The 17,783-nt window shown below is 63.3% G+C and carries 14 protein-coding genes; 5 read left to right on the forward strand and 9 right to left on the reverse strand.

Annotation, left to right across the window (positions count from 1 at the left end; genetic code table 11):
- Positions 1–432 precede the first annotated feature (432 nt).
- The gene (locus tag E3O28_RS13085; protein WP_134401256.1) at positions 433–1,326 is read left to right on the forward strand and encodes a UTP--glucose-1-phosphate uridylyltransferase; all 894 of its coding nucleotides are present in this window, start codon (positions 433–435) and stop codon (positions 1,324–1,326) included.
- 10 nt (positions 1,327–1,336) lie between these two features.
- Here E3O28_RS13085 and E3O28_RS13090 read toward each other — a convergent pair whose 3' ends face one another.
- Both E3O28_RS13090 and E3O28_RS13095 read right to left on the reverse strand, forming a co-directional pair.
- Complete coding sequence (locus E3O28_RS13090; protein WP_134416323.1) at positions 1,337–2,143, reverse strand: HAD-IIB family hydrolase; 807 nt, start codon at positions 2,141–2,143, stop codon at positions 1,337–1,339.
- Between the two features lie 564 nt (positions 2,144–2,707).
- Complete coding sequence (locus E3O28_RS13095) at positions 2,708–4,990, reverse strand: ATP-binding domain-containing protein (protein WP_174721907.1); 2,283 nt, start codon at positions 4,988–4,990, stop codon at positions 2,708–2,710.
- 164 nt (positions 4,991–5,154) lie between these two features.
- Between E3O28_RS13095 and E3O28_RS13100 the strand changes: the two genes are divergently transcribed.
- From E3O28_RS13100 to E3O28_RS16745, 3 genes are all read left to right on the forward strand, one after another.
- A complete protein-coding gene (locus E3O28_RS13100; RefSeq protein ID WP_166784826.1) occupies positions 5,155–6,237 on the forward strand; it encodes an acyltransferase in 1,083 nt (360 codons plus the stop codon).
- A 176-nt stretch (positions 6,238–6,413) separates the two neighbouring features.
- Positions 6,414–6,917, forward strand: coding sequence for a hypothetical protein (locus E3O28_RS13105; protein WP_134416329.1), 504 nt, complete (start codon positions 6,414–6,416; stop codon positions 6,915–6,917).
- Positions 6,918–7,276: 359 nt separating this feature from the next.
- Complete coding sequence (locus E3O28_RS16745) at positions 7,277–8,026, forward strand: hypothetical protein (RefSeq protein ID WP_134416331.1); 750 nt, start codon at positions 7,277–7,279, stop codon at positions 8,024–8,026.
- 84 nt (positions 8,027–8,110) lie between these two features.
- Here the strand turns inward: E3O28_RS16745 and E3O28_RS13115 are convergent, their stop codons facing one another.
- The 7 genes from E3O28_RS13115 to E3O28_RS13145 form a co-directional block, all read right to left on the reverse strand.
- A complete protein-coding gene (locus E3O28_RS13115; RefSeq protein ID WP_134416333.1) occupies positions 8,111–9,946 on the reverse strand; it encodes a DUF4012 domain-containing protein in 1,836 nt (611 codons plus the stop codon).
- 76 nt (positions 9,947–10,022) lie between these two features.
- Positions 10,023–11,009 carry an LCP family protein gene (locus tag E3O28_RS13120; protein ID WP_166784829.1) on the reverse strand — a complete coding sequence of 329 codons (987 nt, stop codon included), beginning with the start codon at positions 11,007–11,009 and terminating at the stop codon, positions 10,023–10,025.
- Positions 11,010–11,065: 56 nt separating this feature from the next.
- Positions 11,066–12,379 carry a UDP-glucose/GDP-mannose dehydrogenase family protein gene (locus E3O28_RS13125; RefSeq protein ID WP_134416337.1) on the reverse strand — a complete coding sequence of 438 codons (1,314 nt, stop codon included), beginning with the start codon at positions 12,377–12,379 and terminating at the stop codon, positions 11,066–11,068.
- A 406-nt stretch (positions 12,380–12,785) separates the two neighbouring features.
- Entirely contained in the window at positions 12,786–13,109 is a 324-nt protein-coding gene (locus E3O28_RS13130) for a hypothetical protein (protein ID WP_134416339.1), read from the reverse strand.
- Positions 13,110–13,199: 90 nt separating this feature from the next.
- Entirely contained in the window at positions 13,200–14,207 is a 1,008-nt protein-coding gene (locus E3O28_RS13135; RefSeq protein ID WP_134416341.1) for a GDP-L-fucose synthase, read from the reverse strand.
- A 2-nt stretch (positions 14,208–14,209) separates the two neighbouring features.
- Complete coding sequence (gmd, locus tag E3O28_RS13140; protein WP_134416343.1) at positions 14,210–15,262, reverse strand: GDP-mannose 4,6-dehydratase; 1,053 nt, start codon at positions 15,260–15,262, stop codon at positions 14,210–14,212.
- 533 nt (positions 15,263–15,795) lie between these two features.
- Positions 15,796–17,109, reverse strand: coding sequence for a glycosyltransferase family 4 protein (locus tag E3O28_RS13145; protein ID WP_347232389.1), 1,314 nt, complete (start codon positions 17,107–17,109; stop codon positions 15,796–15,798).
- 89 nt (positions 17,110–17,198) lie between these two features.
- On the opposite strand from E3O28_RS13145, the gene E3O28_RS13150 reads away from it, so the two are divergent.
- Complete coding sequence (locus tag E3O28_RS13150) at positions 17,199–17,744, forward strand: acetyltransferase (RefSeq protein ID WP_241973129.1); 546 nt, start codon at positions 17,199–17,201, stop codon at positions 17,742–17,744.
- Positions 17,745–17,783 lie beyond the last annotated feature (39 nt).

A 17,783-nucleotide genomic window follows, 5' to 3' on the forward strand; every position in this document is an offset into this window, starting at 1 on the left:
GTTGCGTAATTCCGGGGGCGCAAGCCGCAGCCGGCCCGGTTTTCCTGAGTTAGCCCCCTACGTGCGTGCATAACTCCTGCAGATTCTGACGGATGTGCCCGACCCGGCCTGGCGTGACCCTCCGGCCGCGAATTGCAGGAGTTATGCCAGCTGAGGCACCGGCCACCGGACTCACAGGTGGCTAACTCAGGAGATCTGGGCTGGATGCGCGGCACAGCCCCCGGGAATACGGCGCAACGGATGACTGTGGCCGAGTTTCTCCTGAATTAGCCGCAGCTGCCAGCCCGACTCAGGGGTACGGCAAGGCAGCCCGGAGCGGGCGGCAGGTGACCTCACGGGCAGTGGCCGGTGGCCGAGACAGATCACGGCGCCAGACCGAAAGATCCGCGGTGGGAGATGCGGCGGCAACACTGCGCCCTTAGTCTGAGTCTCATGAGCTCCGAGATTACCAAGGCCGTCATTCCCGCGGCAGGACTGGGAACACGCTTTTTGCCGGCGACCAAGGCCATGCCGAAGGAAATGCTTCCCGTCGTCGACAAGCCCGCGATCCAGTACGTGGTCGAGGAGGCAGCCGCGGCCGGCCTGACCGACCTACTGATGGTGACAGGGCGGCATAAGAACGCGTTGGAGAACCACTTCGACCGCATGACCGAGTTGGAGTCGCTGCTCGAGAAGAAGGGCGACCACGACCGCCTGGCGAAGGTGCGGCTCCCCACCCGGCTGGCCGACATCCACTACTTGCGCCAGGGCGACCCGCTCGGACTCGGGCATGCGGTGCTGCGCGCGAAGATGCACGTCGGCGACAAGCCGTTCGCGGTGCTGCTGGGTGATGACCTGATCGACATCCGTGACCCGTTGCTGGCCCGGATGCTGGTGGAGCAGGGCGCGCGCAACGCCAGCATCGTGGCGCTGATGGAGGTCGATCCGTCGCAGATCCACCTCTACGGCTGTGCCGCGATCGAGCCCACCGACGACCCCGACGTAGTGCGCGTGACCGGGCTCGTGGAGAAGCCCAGCGCCGCGGATGCCCCGTCGAACCTGGCCATCATCGGCCGCTATGTGCTGCGCCCGGAGGTGTTCGACGTGCTCGAGCACACCCTGCCGGGCAAGGGCAACGAGATTCAGCTCACGGATGCGCTGCAGGAGCTTGCGACGACCCCGGATGCGACGGGTGGCGTGTTCGGAGTGATCTTCCGCGGCCGCCGCTATGACACCGGCGACCGCCTGGACTACATCAAGGCGATCGTGCGGCTCGCCGCAGACCGCGAGGACCTCGGGCCGGACCTGCGGCCGTGGTTGCAAGATTTCGTCGCGGGGTTCGACTGATCAGAATCCGTCAGGCGGAGGCGGAGGCAGTGGCAGCGGCTGCTGCGGCGGCGGTGGCCTCGAGCTGAGGAATCAGCGTTTCGAGGAACGCGGCCGTGTCTTCCCAACCCTCCACGGCGACGCATTCGACGCCGAGAACCTTGACCGGGTAGTCGTTGCCGTTTTCGTCGAGGCGGTCGCCGACGAACAGCATGTCGTCGAGGGGAACGCCGGTGAGGGCGGCGAGTTTGAGCATGCCGTAGGCCTTGTCGATGCCGCGACGGGTGATGTCCACCGAGGTGGAGCCGCCGGAGCGCACCTCGAGGTCGGGCAGTAGCGCCTGAACGGCTTCGCGCAGGGTGTTCTTCTTCTCACCCGTTGGGTCCCACGCGACTTTGGCGGCCACCGGGGCGGCCTGGCCGAGGGCGGAGAAGGTGATCTGCGAACCGCGGTCCTCGAGGATCGGCCCCCACGTGTCGCTCTCCCAGTAGCCGAGTGAACGCGCGGAGATCTCGACGGCGGCGAGGGCATCCGTCTTCTCGGCGTCGGTCAGGTATTCGGCGTAGATCTGGGTCCAGGAACCCTCGACGTGGCGGTAGTACTGGGTGCCGCAGGTGGGCATCAGATGCAGGCGCGAAAGGATGCCGTCACTCACGGCCTCGAGGTTGTCGATCAGCTGCATGTGGAACTGGGCGATCTGCCCGCCGGAGATCACGCACACCTCGACGACGCCGAGCAGGCTGACCAAGAGTTCCGCCATGCGCGGGTCGAGCGGCGATTTGGAGGCGGCAAGCGTGTCATCGAGATCGAAGGCAACCAGGCGGGGAAGTGTCGTCATGTGAAGTGTGGATCCTTTTCAGTTACTCGGGGCCGTAGTCGTGGCCCGGAGCTTGACGTCACCCATGCGCGACGCCCTAAAAAGTGTACAGCGGGCCCTGCTTGTCGAGCCGGGGCAGGTTTCGGGGCGGGTGCGGGGCAGGTGCGGGGCGGGGTTTCGGGGCGGGCGCGGGGCAGGTTTCGGGGCGGGTGCGGGGCAGGTGCGGGGCGGGGCGGGGTTTCGGGGCGGGTTTCGGGGCGGGTGCGGGCAGGGTGCGGGGCTGCGTGTGGGGAGACGGGTGCCGCGGCGGCGGGAGCCGTCGGGGCTCGCGCGGGAGCGTCCGTCGTGACGTTAACTCGGAGAATTTCGGGACACGCCCTATGTGCCCGGGTGGGGTGACCCCGTCCGAAAAGACCGGGTCACCCCAGCCACGGGGAAAGGCGTGTCGCGAAAAAGTCCGCAGATAACGCAGGGGCACGGATGCCGCGTCGCGGGTTCAGAGAATGGCTCGCCGGGTTTCGACAAGCGAAACCACCGACAAGCGAAACCACCGACAAGCACCACCACCGAGCCGCGAAACCACCGCTACAGCCCCGCGGGCAACTCCCCCGTCGCCACGAGATACAGCCGTTGCGTCGGACGCGTCATGGCCACGTACAGCGCCCCGGCCCCACGCGAAGACGCCGCCACGATCCCCGCCGGGTCCACCACGATCACGGCGTCGAACTCCAGCCCCTTCGAATCCTGCGGGGTGAGCACCGCCACATCCTTGAGCAGCCCCGCAGCCCCGACACCGACACTGACGCCCAAGGAACCGAACGCAGCAGCCAGCGAACCAACAACTCCAGCCAGAAAGTGCTCCAGCACGATCACTGCAACGGTTCCCCCGAGACCCAGCGAGCGTTCCCGCCTAACGGCCGAAACAACATCCGTGAAAGTCTCAATCGGCCACTCGCTCGCCCGCACCGACCTGGCTGGGGTGATCGGCAGATCGTGCGCGAGCGCCATCGACTCGGCAGCCGAAGCGATCTGGCTCGGCGTGCGGTAGTTCACGGTGAGCTCCTCGAGCCGCCACCGCGAGGCCTCGAGCGAGGAGCCGAGCAGGGGCTCGAGGGCGTCGCGCCAGTTCGACGCGGCCGCGGCCGACGCCGCCTGGGCGATGTCGCCCACGATCGTGAACGACCGCAGCGGGCCGCGCCGCAGCACCAGCCGCCACTGCATCGGCGACAGCTCCTGTGCTTCGTCGACGACCACGTGACCGTAAGTCCAGGTGCGGTCGAGCGCAGCGCGCTCGGCCGTGGTGGCCCGGTCGCCGAGCTCGGCGAAGTTGTCGGCGAGCGCCTTGGCGTTCACGAGCCCCTTCACCTCCATGTTCGAGATTGCCAGCTCGGCGTTCTCCACGTCGCGCTTGCGCTGCTCCTTCTGCTCGCGCTTCTGGGCTGCGTCGACCACGTTGTACTCGCCCAGGTGCTCGGCCGCCTCGTCGAGCAGCGGCACGTCCGAGATGGTGAACTCGGCATCGCGCGGCCGGTGCAGCAGTGCGCGCTGCGCGGGCGTCCAGGTGGGGGTGAGCTGCGCCAGCCATTGCGGTCGGGCGTAGAGGTCTTGCACGAGCTTCTCGGGGGTGAGCGGCAGCCAGGCCGTGTTCAGCGCCACCCGCACGTCGTCGGCCAGGCGCAGGTCTTCGCGCAGCATGGGCAGATCGGTGTCATCCATCGACCGGCCCTGGTCCTTCAACTGCGCGAGCCACTCCCGGGAGAGCGCGGCGAGCGCGTTCTTCACGAACGTGACCCGGGCCTCGTTGTGCGGCTTGCCGCCGGCCCGCGCCCGGTGAATCGCGGTCTCGATCAGTTGCGGCTTGAGCGTGAGCCGGTCACCGTTCACGACGAGCACTTGCGCCGACGCCGGCACCCGCTGCCGCGACCGCACGGCACGCTGAACGAGCCGGGCCATCGAGGTCTGGCCCTTGATCGCGGCGACGGCCGGGGCATCCTCTCGGGTGGCCTCGATGCCCGGGTAGAGCTGGCCCACGGATGCGAGCACCACCCCGGTCTCCCCCAGCGACGGCAGCACCGCCTCGATGTAGTGCAGGAAGGACTCTGACGGCCCCACGATGAGCACACCCGAGTTCTTCAGCCGATCCCGATGCGTATATAAGAGGTATGCCGCGCGGTGCAAGGCCACGGCCGTCTTGCCGGTGCCCGGGCCGCCCTGCACGACGAGCACGCCTTTCAGGTCTGAACGGATGATGCGGTCCTGCTCCGCCTGAATCGTCGACACGATATCGCTCATGTGCCCGGTGCGCTGGGCGGTGAGTGCGGCCAGCAGCGCGCCCTCCCCCTGGTGCTGGGTTGCCGAATCGTCCTCGAGAAGCGCGGCGTCGAGGATCTCGTCCTCGATGCGCACGATGTCCCGCCCCTTCGAGAGCAGATGCCGGCGGGCGCGGGCCCCGAGTGGCGTCGCCGCGGTGGCCTGGTAGAACGCGCTGGCCTGCGGCACCCGCCAGTCGAGCAGAATGGGCTGCAGGTCTTCGTCCCTCAGCCCCAGTCGGCCGATGTAGCGGTAGACGGAGGCATCCGTCGAGTCGGAAGAATAGGAAGAGTCAGAGTCAGAGTCGGAGTCAGAGGAGTCGGCGGCCACTTCGAGCCGGCCGAACGCCAACCGGTCGTCGACCTCGCGCAGCTGCACGATGCGGTCTTCGTAGAGGCGCGCGAACGTGTCTCGTTCGGAGCGCGACTGGTGGTTGCCGCCCACGTCGAGCCGCCGCACGGCCACAAGCTGCTGCTCGGCCTCCCGCTGCAGCGCGTCGAGGCGCGCATACAGGTTCGCGACATACTGCTGTTCCCGCTGAAGCTCCCGGTCGACCACGCGCACACCCCTTGAAATCCGAGCCTCAAGCTTACTCGGGTCGAATCATTCACCTGACCGAGAAAAAAACAGTGACGCACCTCGGCCAGCGAGGGTCAGGCTCGCTCGAACCCTCAGCCCGCTCGGTAGTCTGGTCACACTGCCGTTTGAACGAAGGACCATTGGTGCCCGAAACACGTAGACACGGGCGCATCGAAGGCCTCGACCTCATTCGCGGCCTCGCCATCGGGCTGGTCCTGCTGCGCCACGCGTGGCCGTCCACGTTCGGCGGCGGCGGCATCGTGGGTGTCGTCATGTTCTTCGCCCTCAGCGGCTACCTGATCACCGGGCTGCTCCTCTCCGACATCGGTCGCTTCGGTCGGGTGCGATACGGCCGCTTCTACCGCAATCGCGCACTACGACTGGTTCCCGCGCTGGTGCTCATGTTGGGTGTTCTGGCCGTGGTCACGCTGATTCTTGACCCCTGGGGTGATAAGGCAGGCCTTGGCCGTGCCCTGCTCATCGGCATCACCTACACCGGCAACCTGCCAATCCCGCTGGGCAGTTCGGGCATCAGCCACCTGTGGACGCTGGCCACCGAGGAACAGTTCTACCTCGTCTGGCCGATCCTGCTGGCCATCGGGGTGCGGTTCCGTCGCATGCGCTGGGTGCTGGCGGTATCGGTGCTCGCCATCGCCACCGTCATGATCGCGTCGATGCTGATGACAGCCCCGGACATTACGCGCATCTACACGCTGCCCAGCTCCTGGGCGATCGCGATGGTGATCGGCGCCGCCGCCTACGTGGGTCAGGATGCTCTGGGCCGGCTCCTCCCCAAATCCGGCATTCCGCGGGCTGCGCTCTCACTCCTCAGCCTGGGCATTCTGATGGTGATCACGTTCTCCCCGATCGCTAAGAGCTGGCACCTCACGTACGTGGCGATCGGCCCGCTGGTGGCTCTCTTGACGGTGGTGATCATCTTGCACCTGCGTGAGTGGAAGACCCTCCCGAAACGGTGGCTGAAGCCCGCACTGGCTCTCGGCACCATCTCGTATGCGGCGTACCTGTGGAACTACCCGGTGGTGCTGTGGCTGAGTGCCACGCCGGCCATCCCGCACGGCCCCCTGCTCTCCCTGCCGATCACTCTGTTGGCGGCAACGCTCAGCTGGTGGCTGGTGGAGCGCCCAGCCCTCGCCTGGAAGGCGAGGCTCGACGCTCCGCGTTCGACGCCCGCGCAAAGTGCTCCGGCCCTGCTGGAACAGTCCTGAACGGAAAGAACACCTTGACAGTGAGGGCGTTTGCTTGTCGGCCTCTAGGCTTACAGCGAGCGGTGTTCTGCGCAGGAACAAGGCGAGCCGCCAAGAGGCAACGTCCGCAAGATTTGGGGGCCAGCATGCTGCGCAGATTGAATCGTCACAGGGGTAGAGCACTCGCTGGAGCCGCCGTGGTTGCCGGCGTGCTGATGGTGAGCGGATGCGCCGGCGGCTCCGATGCACAGGGCGTCACCCCGAAACATGTTGAGGAAACCACGACCACCAGCACCGTCGACGAGGCCATCGCCGCTATTGACCAGTCCCTGATCGACCACGTCGACCAGGTGATGAACGCCGCGGTGGGCTGTCTGGGCGCCGACGGCAACCCGCAGGCCACGCTGCACGCCTGGCAGAACATGCGCTACGTCTGGCTCAACAACGGAACCGAGCCGCTGGCCATGGCCGACACGCTGATCAAGACGAAGGAAAAGGCCGGCTGGACCAAGACCGTGCCAGGCAACGAGATCACGGGTGAGGAGACCGGTGCTGCGAGAACGATGACTCGTGTTTCAGCGGGCGGCTCCAACGACGCGCCCGGGCTGAGTATCTCGACTGGGTCGAACACGGCAGTTCCTCCGGTGATCTACCTCAGCTCGACCAGCACCTGCTTCGAAGGCGGCGCGCTGCTGCCCTAGCGTCTGCACCGCACATTTGAACTTGACCCTCGTTGTGCGTTCATTTTGTAGGAGCACACGTTCGCCGCGTGTGACACTCAGGGGTGCGCCACCACGTGAAACCGCTGCGTACGCCAAGAGCCCGCTCGTGCACGCCCACCCCGTTTTGGGGACAACGGATCGTGCTGCACGTCATCACCCGCGCCATAAGCTAAAACGTGACTAGGATCCGCCCCGAGCAGATGGGGCACAAAGCTCTGCTTAGACGTGGGCGCAGTCACAAGCGACTTCAATACGCGTTTCTCTTCGTCGCGGCCGCCGCCGCGGGAATCACCGGTTTTGCCGCTATCACCATGACGCTCTAGCGACACAGGCTTCAGATGACTACGTCGGCAGCCTGGGGGGCGGCCATCGCCGCCGGATCGTTGGCCTTAGCGCTCTCGATCGGCTCTCCCGCGATCATGGCCTGGGCCGAAGAACCGCCCTCAACGGCGACCAACGAAGAGCCGGTCGTAACGTCGGATGATTCGACCGCTCCAGTACCGGAGACCCCGCCCGAAACGTCCACCCCGGTCAACCCGAGCCCGGTTGACACGCCGGCCACTGACACACCCGAACCGGAGGTCAGCCAAGCGCCGACGGAACCGGCACCCGCCGACCTGACCGTTGCACCCGAAGCCGTTGCTCCCGCGCCTGTGACCCAGGAGAGCCCGACCACGACCTCGAATAAAGAGCCGGCGGGGAGCCGCTCGCAGTACAGCAGATCGAATTACAGCAGCTCGAATTACAGCAGATCGCGGTCCAGCGATCGAGACTCGGACGAGAAAACAGCTGTGGATGCCTCAGACCTGAGCGTGCTCGGCATCACGACGACCACGCCAACTGCGCCTCTTCAACTGCAGCTGCAACCTGAAACCGCAGCCACCTCGAAGGCCACCGCGACCCCCACCCCGTCCGAGGTGCTCGACTCGGCGGACTCCGCCAGTTCCGTGGCCTCGAGCCTGTCTCCGCTCGCCGTCATTGTTCTGGTGAGCAGCCTGAGCCTGATCGTGCTGCTTGGCGTTGGAAACTTTTTCTATCGCACTCGCTTCGTCAATCGCCAGCAGCCGCGGTCTTTCCCCCGCCGCTGAGGCGCAGACTTACAGGAAGGCAGGAACGTCTACCGTGTTGCCAGCGAATCGGTGAGCCGCTCATTTATCCGTGCACCCGCTTGTCTACTTCGCGGTACTGCAGCCGGGGGCGTCGACCGTGACCGTTGTCGGGTTCAGCATCGGCGTCGTGCGCAGTTCCGGTGCCGCGTAGGTGCCGGCGGGGCCGGTAAAGACGGCCGTGACCGCGCTGGTCTGACCGGGGGTCAGCATGACCGAGAACCGTGCCACGGGCCGGCCGAGGTCGTCGGTGGTGGTCTCCAGACCGGCCCCGTCGACGGCGTCGATCGACGACGACACGAAGGTCGTGCCGGGAGGCCCATAGACGAAGACCTCGGTGCGGAACTGTTTGACGCCCCACGCGCCGCTGGCCACGTAGCTCGGAAGCACCGCCGCCAGTTCCGGCGTGAGGGTGGAGTGCAGCTTGGCCGTCGTGGTGAACGTCGGGGTCGCCGCGGTGCAGACATCCGTACTGAGCGTCGCGGCGGTTTCGAGGTAGAAATCCATCTTCGACGCCGACATGTCCCGGAAGAACACGCCCGTGGTGGTCGACTCATCGTTGGTTGTGGGCAGGATGCCGGCGATGGGGGTGCCCTCGAGAATCTTCTGCTCCTCGGGGTGCGCGCTCCACGCCATGATGCGGTGCTCGCTGACACCTTGGGTGACGGCTTTCAGCATGGTCTGCGGTTCGGCCTGCGAGTTCGTCACGGCGTCGAACATGGTTTTAGCGGCCTCGGCGAAGAAAGCGTCGGTCTGGTCAGGCCCATCCCGGCCCTGGTAACGGAAGTAGATTTCGTTCAGAAGCAGGGCCACGGCGTTGTCCTTCGAGAGCACATCACCGGTACGCATCGTGACCGGGCCAGTAGCGCCCAGCATGTGCGCCAGAGCGACGGGGTCGATTGAGATTACTCCGTCGACGGTTCCGCCGACGTCCCGTTGCCAGAACGCCTGCGCGATCTCGGCTGCGGTGGGGAAGTCGGGCCGGCTGGTCGCGAGGTTCAGTCTGGTGTACATCAGCGAGGTGAACAGCGAAGAGACCTTGGCGTCTTCTCCAATCGCCGGACTCACGGCGTCTTTCAGGAAGGTTTGGCTAGACGCCTGGCGGCCGATGCTGATCTTGCCGTCGAGCACGGTGACCTCGGTCAGGGCGGCGGCCGTTCCACCGAGCGCGGTTGTCTCAGCTAGGTTTTGGAAAACGAGAATGTAGGTACGTGGCCCCGAGGCTCCGAGCATGTCGGGTGCCACCGCGGTGAACGAGTTCACGTCCCTCACGCTAGTCGCCGCGCCGTCGAGCATAGTCGAGAGTTTGGTGCCGGCCGCGCTGACCTGTTCGATGGTGCCGTCGAGTTCAATATTGGCAACAACTACCGCCGCCGAGTCGAGCGCGGTGCTCGCCGTGGCGAGGGCTGTGTTCAGCTTCACGATCGGCCCGAGGTTAATCTTTCCGTCAACGGGCTTCAGCGACGCGGCACTCAGGCCTGACGCCACTGACGCGATCGGCGCGACCGCATCCTGCGCCACCATGTCGATGGCCTCTGCCATCTGGCGCACGGCAGAGAGGTTTGGGCCAGCGAACGGAACGATTTCCGCAGCCCGCCACAGCGGGTCATGAGTCTGATCGACAGCCTTGCTCGTGGCGACGGAGAGTTTCGTAGCTGTGTCACCGACGCCCGCAAAGTCCATGGCCGTGGCCTGGGTCTTCAGGCCACCCACGAGGGTCTGCGCCTTTTCGAGCTCTGCCTTGGCAGTCAGCGCCCGAGAGCCGACCCATCCCCCGGCGGCACCGAGCAGAACGACGAGTCCGATAAGCACGGTGAGGGTGATCAGAACTCGCCGGTGACGGCTCTTTACCCCCCGAGGTCGGGCGTGAGCGGCGGCGCGGTCGTCGGTTGAATCAGTCACCCACGTACGCTAACCCATGCCGGCCGATCGCCCAGTGTCGGCTGGCGCACACGCCGGCTCCGCGGTGCCAGCCCGTTCACTCCGTAGTCTGCACCTCCGGCTGGACCGCATCGAGAGTGTCCGTCTGGAACCCCTTCTGCACGCCCTTCAGCTTGTCTTGATCGATAACGACGATGGACTGTCCGTCAGGTGAGGTGCCGGTGCCCGTTGTCGGCAGGGTGAAGAACGTCACGTCACCCACGCGCACATCGCGCAGTTCGACGGCCAGACCGGCTACGTAGGACGAGTCCAGCCCGTCGTCTACGGCGAGATAGGGAGCAATCGCCCCAACCAGGTCGCTGATCTTGGCGGGATTTGTGAGGGTTTCCGCCGTCAGCGACTTGCCGAGCACAGCCTTGATGAAGGCTTGCTGGTTACGTGCGCGCTGAAAGTCGCCGTCGGAGAAGGCGTAGCGTTCCCGCACGAAGGCCAGCGCCTCCGTCCCGTTCAAGAGGTGCGTTCCCTTTGCGAAGTAATGCCCCTTCAGATGGGACGAGTCGAATCCGATCGGATTGTCGATGTCCACGCCGCCCAGCGCATCTGTGATGCCCTCGAAACCGGTGAAATCGACAATCGCAACATGGTCGATGCGCGCACCAAGGAGGCCTTCGACGGTCTGCACTGCAAGGGGCACTCCGCCAAAAGACATCGCGGCGTTGATCTTGGCCTCGCCACGGCCAGGAATCTCGAGCCAACTGTCGCGCATGATCGACATGACGTAGATGTTTTCGCGGTTCGCCGGCACATGCACCACCATGATGGTGTCCGAACGCTGGCCGGTCAGGTCTGCAATGGACCCATCGTTGGCTCCCCGCGTGTCAGAGCCGAGCAGGAGGATGTTCTGCCCTGTCGCGTTCTGCCCGCTCGCCGCATCGACGGGTGCCGCCGTCGGGCGAGACGCCTCGTCGGGAAAAACATCCGGAATCTTCACTGTCTGGGTGTCAAAGGTATTGCTCAGGCTCCACGCATAGATACCCGCGGCGCCGGTAACGAGGAGGATTGCTGCGGTGATGGCGACGAGCACGATCCGCCGCCCTCGGCGTTTCGGCTTCGTCAGAGGGGTATGAGCTGGATCAGCCATCACGGTCGACCGAGCCCCAGGTACGTCCAGCCCGCAGCCCGCCACACGGCCGCATCGAGCGTGTTCCGGCCGTCGATGATGATGGGAACACGCACGAGTGTGGCCGCCCAGACCGGGTCGATCTGCTTGAACTCGGCCCACTCGGTGACCAGCACGACCGCGTCCGCGTCACGCAAGGTCTCCTCGATGCTGGTTGAGTAGGTGAGCTGCGGATGCCGCAACCTCGAGTTTTCAATTCCCTGCGGGTCGGTCGCCACCACATCGGCGCCGAGACCTCGCAGTTGCACGGCCACGTCGAGGGCTGGCGAGTCGCGCACGTCGTCGGAGTGCGGCTTGAAGCTCAGCCCCAGCACGGCCACCTTGGCGGTGTAAACGGGCTTGTCCAGAGCCTGCAGGGTCATCGCGACGACCCGCTGCCGCTGCCGCAGGTTGATCGCGTCGACCTCCTTCAAAAATGCGACCGAGTCGCCCCGGCCGAGTTCCTCCGCCCGGGCGGTGAAAGCACGGATGTCCTTGGGCAGGCAGCCGCCGCCGAAACCGACGCCGGCGTTAAGGAACTTGCGGCCGATACGCACGTCGAAGCCGATGGCGTCAGCCAGTTCCGTGATGTTCGCCCCGGAGACGTCGGCGATCTCGGACATGGCGTTGATGAAACTGATCTTGGTGGCGAGAAACGCATTGGCTGAGACCTTCACGAGCTCGGCGGTGGCATAGTCGGTGACGATCAACGGGGTCTGAGCGGCCATCGCCGAGGCATAGACATCGTTCAGCAAGGCAGTGGCGTGCTCGCCGGCCTCTCCAAGAGCGATGCCGTAGACCAGCCGGTCGGGGCTGATGGTGTCTTTCACGGCGAAGCCCTCGCGCAGAAACTCCGGATTCCAGGCAAGGGTCGCGCCGCTGCCGGCGGCCTCGATCACGGCGGCAAGGCGCGCCGCGGTGCCGACCGGCACCGTGCTTTTACCCACGACCAGGTCACCGGCGGCGAGGTGAGGCAGCAGCGACTGTATGGCAGCGTCGACGTAGCTGAGGTCGGCGGCATGGCTGCCGGCCTTTTGCGGGGTTCCGACGCCGATGAAGTGCACCTGGGCGCCGGCGGCTTCGGCAATGTCGGTGCTGAAGCGTAGGCGACCCGACGCCATGGCCGAGGTAAGAATCTCCGGCAGACCCGGCTCGTAGAACGGCGGCTTGCCCGCGGCCAGCTGCTCGATCTTGCGGGCGTCGATATCGATGCCCACCACCTCGTGGCCGAGTTCGGCCATCGCCGACGCGTGCACGGCCCCGAGGTAGCCACAGCCGATCACCGAAATCTTCATGAATTCTCCATATGAGTCAGCCTATTTGCCACTACGCGCCCGAGGGACCAATGGCCCTTCCCCCCACGCTCGACACCGGCGACAGAATCCCTGCGATCGGCGCAGTGGAACCACGCAACACGCCTCTATCGCAGAGGGCAGACTGAGCGTACCTTCTGAGAAACGACCGTTGAGTTACCCGAACTCACTAGTCAGAGGTTGTGATAGCGCCGTCACGGCCCCATCTCGAACTGCGCAGAAATTACTGCATGCGTACAGCGAAACACTCAATTCGTGCATGGCTACGGCGCGAGTTCTTGACGCCCCTGAATCTGATGTACCAGCAAATCGACGATCATCTCCAGGACGAGTACGCACCCGCGCAAGACGCGACATCTTCCAAGTACCGGTCGCCGCGCATCAAGCGTTAGCGCACGCGATGGCTGTCGCGCTCGCGACGAACGATAGTCAGCACGACGCCGAGGGCAGCGCCGAGGAGAAGGACACCAGAAGCGACCCAGATGAGAAGGACAAAAATGTTGTGGCCCGTCACTTGGTTGTCATCGGATTCTCCAGTCAGCGTGTACTTGCCCGCTTCATCGGGGGGAAGAGTGACCGCCCCACTCGCGACAACAGCTCTTGAAACGGAATTAGTTTCGGTCGCGACATAGCTTGCTGCGTTTGCGCCTACCGGTACCGCGAAAATTGCGACAACAGCGAGAGCGATCGCTGCGAAAATCTTGATTACCATGAGCCTGGGTCCCCGCGTAGTAACTGCATCTATCCCGCCTGCAAGGACGTCATCACGCTTCATGAACCCCCTCTACAAGCGCAGCAACGGCTACCATCTGATGGCATCCATGTGCTCGCGGTACCACTCGACCGTGGAGCGGAGGCCATCTTCCAAAGCGATTTCTGCAGTCCAGCCGGCGTCAGCGAGCTTGGACACGTCGAGCAGCTTCTGCGGGGTGCCGTTCGGCTTGGTCGTGTCCCACTCTGTTTCCCCGGTATAGCCGACGACCCGAGCCACCGTTTCCGCGATTTCCTTGATCGTGACATCGGCGCCGGTTCCAACATTCACCTGGGAGGGGCCATCATAGTTTTCGAGCAGGTGCAGGCAGGCTGCCGCCATGTCGTCCACGTGCAAGAATTCGCGCCTGGGCGCACCGGTGCCCCAATTGGTCACACTTTTCGCACCTGATTTGACTGCTTCGTCGTAACGACGAATTAACGCAGGCAAGACATGCGAGCCGTGGACCGAGAAGTTGTCTCCAGGGCCGTACAGGTTCGTGGGCATAGCCGAAATCCACGGCAAGCCATATTGACGCCGCACAGCCTGAATCTGAAGGATGCCGGCGATTTTTGCAATCGCATACGCATCGTTGGTCGGCTCAAGATGCCCGGTGAGCAGAGTCTCTTCCCGAATTGGCTGTGGTGCCAGCCGAGGGTAGATACAGGAGGATCCCAAGAAAAGCAGCCGCTCCACGCCGTGCTCGAGGGCTGCATCGAGAACGTTCACCTGAATGCGCAGGTTCTCGCTCAAAAAGTCGACCGGGTAGGTGTTATTTGCGAGAATTCCACCCACCTTGGCTGCAGCCAGAACCACGTATCGGGGCGTAGTTTCGGCGAAGAACGGGAAGACCGCGTTCCGATCTTCGAGGTCCAGTTCCTTCGAGGATCGACCGATCAGATTGCTGAATCCCTCAGCCTGTAGTTTTCGCCAGATCGCGGAGCCGACAAGCCCCCGATGGCCGGCCACGTAGAACGGTGCGGATCGCTCGAGTAGCCCAGGCTCAAAAAGAACCTGATCGCGATCGTCGACGTCTGTGTTCGCTGAGTCGATGGTCATGACTACCTGGTTTCCACGTTCGTTAGCTGCGGTCCCCAGCTTTCGAGCTTAACCTCGTCGATCCAACGACTTCCCGCGTGCTCCAGCGCGGTGATGTCCGCGTCGACCATGATGCGGGCAAGCTGAGCGGTATCGACGGTCGCCTTCCAACCGAGCTTGGTCTCGGCCTTGGACGCGTCGCCGACGAGAGCATCCACTTCGGTCGGGCGAAGATAGCGCTCGTCAAAGCGCACGTGCTCTTCCCAGTTGAGCCCCGCGTGACTGAAGGAAGTCTCTACGAAGTCACGAACCGTGAAATTACCCCCCGTAGCGAGCACGAAGTCCTCAGGTTCATCCACCTGCAGCATGCGCCACATGCCCTCGACGTATTCTGCGGCATAGCCCCAGTCGCGAATCGAATCCAGGTTTCCGAGATATACGTGATCCTGCGTGCCAGCCCTAATAGCAGCAACGGCACGGGTGATCTTGCGCGTCACGAAGGTTTCACCACGACGAGGGGACTCGTGGTTGAACAGGATCCCATTGACGGCAAACATGCCGTAAGCCTCGCGGTAGTTCTTCGTGATCCAGTAGCTGTAGACCTTCGCGGCACCATACGGTGAACGAGGGTAGAACGGTGTTTCTTCGTTTTGCGGCGGCGGGGTGGCTCCAAACATCTCTGAGCTCGACGCCTGGTAGAAGCGCGTATGAATGCCAGACATTCGCACGGCCTCGAGTAAACGAATCGTGCCCATTCCGGTCGTGTCAGCAGTGTGCTCCGGCTCATCGAATGACACCCGCACGTGAGACTGCGCGGCTAGGTTGTAGACCTCGTCAGGCTTGATCTGGACCAGGAGAGTTACGAGGCGACTGCCGTCACTCAGGTCACCATAGTGAAGGAAAAGCTTCGCCTCAGGGTCGTGCGGGTCCACATAGAGGTGGTCGATCCGTGACGTATTGAAGGTTGAGGCACGGCGAATCAGACCGTGCACCTCGTAACCTTTCGAGAGCAAAAGCTCGGCCAAGTAGGAGCCGTCTTGCCCAGTGATCCCGGTGATTAAAGCTCGCTTAGTCAATGGGCCCCCAAGTTGTGGTCATGCTGTGCATGACCTGCGTCGCGCAGTGTCGAAAACCCTAAGTATAGTTCACTGTCGCGACCCCAAGCTTTCCACGAATTGGTTCACTTGCACGCCTGGAAAACGATTCCTCTCTTAGGTACGTGCCGTCCTCTGAGCGGCTGATTCAGCCCCGAGATCATGGGGAACCCAGCGTGGTACGGCCGCTAACAAACCGAAGCGTCAATCGCATCTTTGCCGACACAGATAGCGGCACGCGCACCGCAATCGATGTTGTGGCATCGCGAAAAGACATCACCACCGTGAGAAGAGCGTTATAACCGAAAGCTTCCTCACAACTGTGCCCAAAATAACAAGGGCCGATATTTACGGCTTCCACAAAAGCGCCATTAGACACCGGTAAATTCTTCGCCTTCGTCGGCGGGTTGAATTCAATCTAGAGAATCGAATTTCTCGCATAGAGCCGTCACCATCTATGGGACCTTTATTCGAGAAAGACGGACTCCACGGAAGATTCCCAGTGGGTTTCGACTTCAGTCGAGGCGTGCGCTCACTGATGCTGCTGCAGCCGCAACGGATGGAGTTTCGTCGCTGGGCGATGGTTGCACCCCACTGGCCAGCACAATGCTGGACAGCAGACCGGAGTAATGGGATATTGCGGCCTCCTCCGAAAGCACACGAACCTGAAACGCCATCCCGCTCCGGCCAAGGCCCTCCGCTCGAGTGGTATTCATTCCAAGGGAGAGCGCCTCCCGGAGGAGCGATGCGGGATCGTCCGCGTCAACCCGAACGCCAGCCTCGGCCGCGGCAAGCTCTTCCGACGTGATCGAGTCCGCGCCCGACGCAACGAGAACGGGACGTCCGGACGTGAAATACGATGTCAGCTTGCTTGGTACTGCCATCTCGCTCACTCCAGCCTTTTCATTCACAAGGAGAATATCCGCGGCCGCCAGTGCCCCCTTGAAATTTTCTTCGTCCAGCGAGTCTAGAAATTCCAATCGAGTTACGCCCTTGGAAAGGGCTTCAAGATAACTTCGCTGGTTTCCATCGCCCAAGAGAATAAAGCGGATGCTTGATCCGCTCAGATCGGCCAAACGCGCAGCCTCAACCACGTTCTCTAGCGCTTGCTTGACGCCCATATTTCCAGCATGCAGAACGATGATCTCATCAGACCAACCAAACTTCGCGCGATACTTCTGTCGATCGATGGGCACACTGGCCAACCGTAGGTGCGTCCAATTGCGCACAACCTCGATGCTGGACGGATCAATTCCGAGTGAGCTTGTCAGATACCGTTTGAAACGGTCATGGATCACGACCACTCGATCTGCGCGTTTCAAAATAGTGGATTCCACTTTGGCCACCATTCGAGCGCCGCGGCTCCCCATTGCACCGGTCTCCGCGACTCCCAGGCTGTAGATGTCCTGAACCCAAACGACTACGGATGGCCGGCTTGGCAGCATTCGCGCCTTGATTTGAGCAAAGGCAACCGCAAACAAAGCGGGGCTCACCAGTACGACAACCTGAGGATTTCCCCAACTTGTGAAGACGGAACTCAAACCGAATGAAATCTCCATGAGCAAACGTCGAAGACCGGAGGGCTTGTTCGGCACATAGGGCCGCAGCCGCGTGACGGATACGCCCGAAATATTCTCCGTCATGCGCAAACCGCGATACTCGGTTGGCACACGCCACATGGGGTAGTGGGGGTATCCCGTGACGGCACGCACTCGCCATCCCCTATCGGCAAGCCCGGCAGCGAGACCCGTGGTGTATGGGGCATTCCCGGTCAACTCTGGCCAGTAGTTGAGCCCGACGATCGTCACCTGCATATCTTGGTCCCCCATAGCTGCAAGACTAGTGCCCCATAGGCATTCACGTTCCGGAGGGGCAGACCATCGAACCGAACGAGACTGAGAAATCGGTCAACAGTGCCGTGCCGGTCATTAACCTCGAGGATGCCCCCGGCGAGAGGACGGCTTGGGACCGCCCAAGGCTCTACGTCTACCTCTGGGCGATCTGTGAGCTTCTTTTCGTCTACAACCCGTGGCAGATCAGTTCTGTTATGCGAAGGCGGGTGCTTCGGGCCTTTGGCGCCGAGATCGGCGTTGGTGTCATCTTCCGGCCGCGAACACGGGTCAAGTTCCCGTGGAAGTTGCACATCGGCGACCGGTCTTGGATCGGCGAGGGAGTGTGGTTTCACAACCAAGACCATATTTTCGTCGGCCACGACGTCGCCATCTCACAAGAGACCTTTTTGACAACCGGCAGTCACGCCCACCGACGAGACATGGCGCTCTTGACCCGCCCGATCATCGTTGAGTCCGGGGCCTGGATTTCTTCACGATGTATTATTTTAGGCGGCTCAAGAATCGGTAGGTCGTCACTGATCACGCCGCTTACTGTCGTGACAGGCACCATTCCGGCCAACACGATCTTTGGAAGCGCAAAGCCTCAAGACTTGGGACGTCGATTTGTTTGACTGTTCTACCTCGATGAAAGAAGGTCTCCAGTAGTGAGC

Source organism: Cryobacterium sp. TMT2-14 (assembly GCF_004402465.1).
In the GTDB taxonomy this organism is placed as follows: domain Bacteria; phylum Actinomycetota; class Actinomycetes; order Actinomycetales; family Microbacteriaceae; genus Cryobacterium; species Cryobacterium sandaracinum.

Excerpts from the sequence above, each read along its gene's own strand:
- E3O28_RS13130 (WP_134416339.1), bottom strand. The coding sequence starts at position 13,109 with ATGGTAATCAAGATTTTCGCAGCGATCGCTCTCGCTGTTGTCGCAATT.
- E3O28_RS16745 (WP_134416331.1), top strand. The coding sequence starts at position 7,277 with ATGACTACGTCGGCAGCCTGGGGGGCGGCCATCGCCGCCGGATCGTTG.
- E3O28_RS13135 (WP_134416341.1), bottom strand. The coding sequence starts at position 14,207 with ATGACCATCGACTCAGCGAACACAGACGTCGACGATCGCGATCAGGTT.
- E3O28_RS13125 (WP_134416337.1), bottom strand. The coding sequence starts at position 12,379 with ATGAAGATTTCGGTGATCGGCTGTGGCTACCTCGGGGCCGTGCACGCG.
- E3O28_RS13145 (WP_347232389.1), bottom strand. The coding sequence starts at position 17,109 with ATGGGGGACCAAGATATGCAGGTGACGATCGTCGGGCTCAACTACTGG.
- E3O28_RS13085 (WP_134401256.1), top strand. The coding sequence starts at position 433 with ATGAGCTCCGAGATTACCAAGGCCGTCATTCCCGCGGCAGGACTGGGA.
- E3O28_RS13090 (WP_134416323.1), bottom strand. The coding sequence starts at position 2,143 with ATGACGACACTTCCCCGCCTGGTTGCCTTCGATCTCGATGACACGCTT.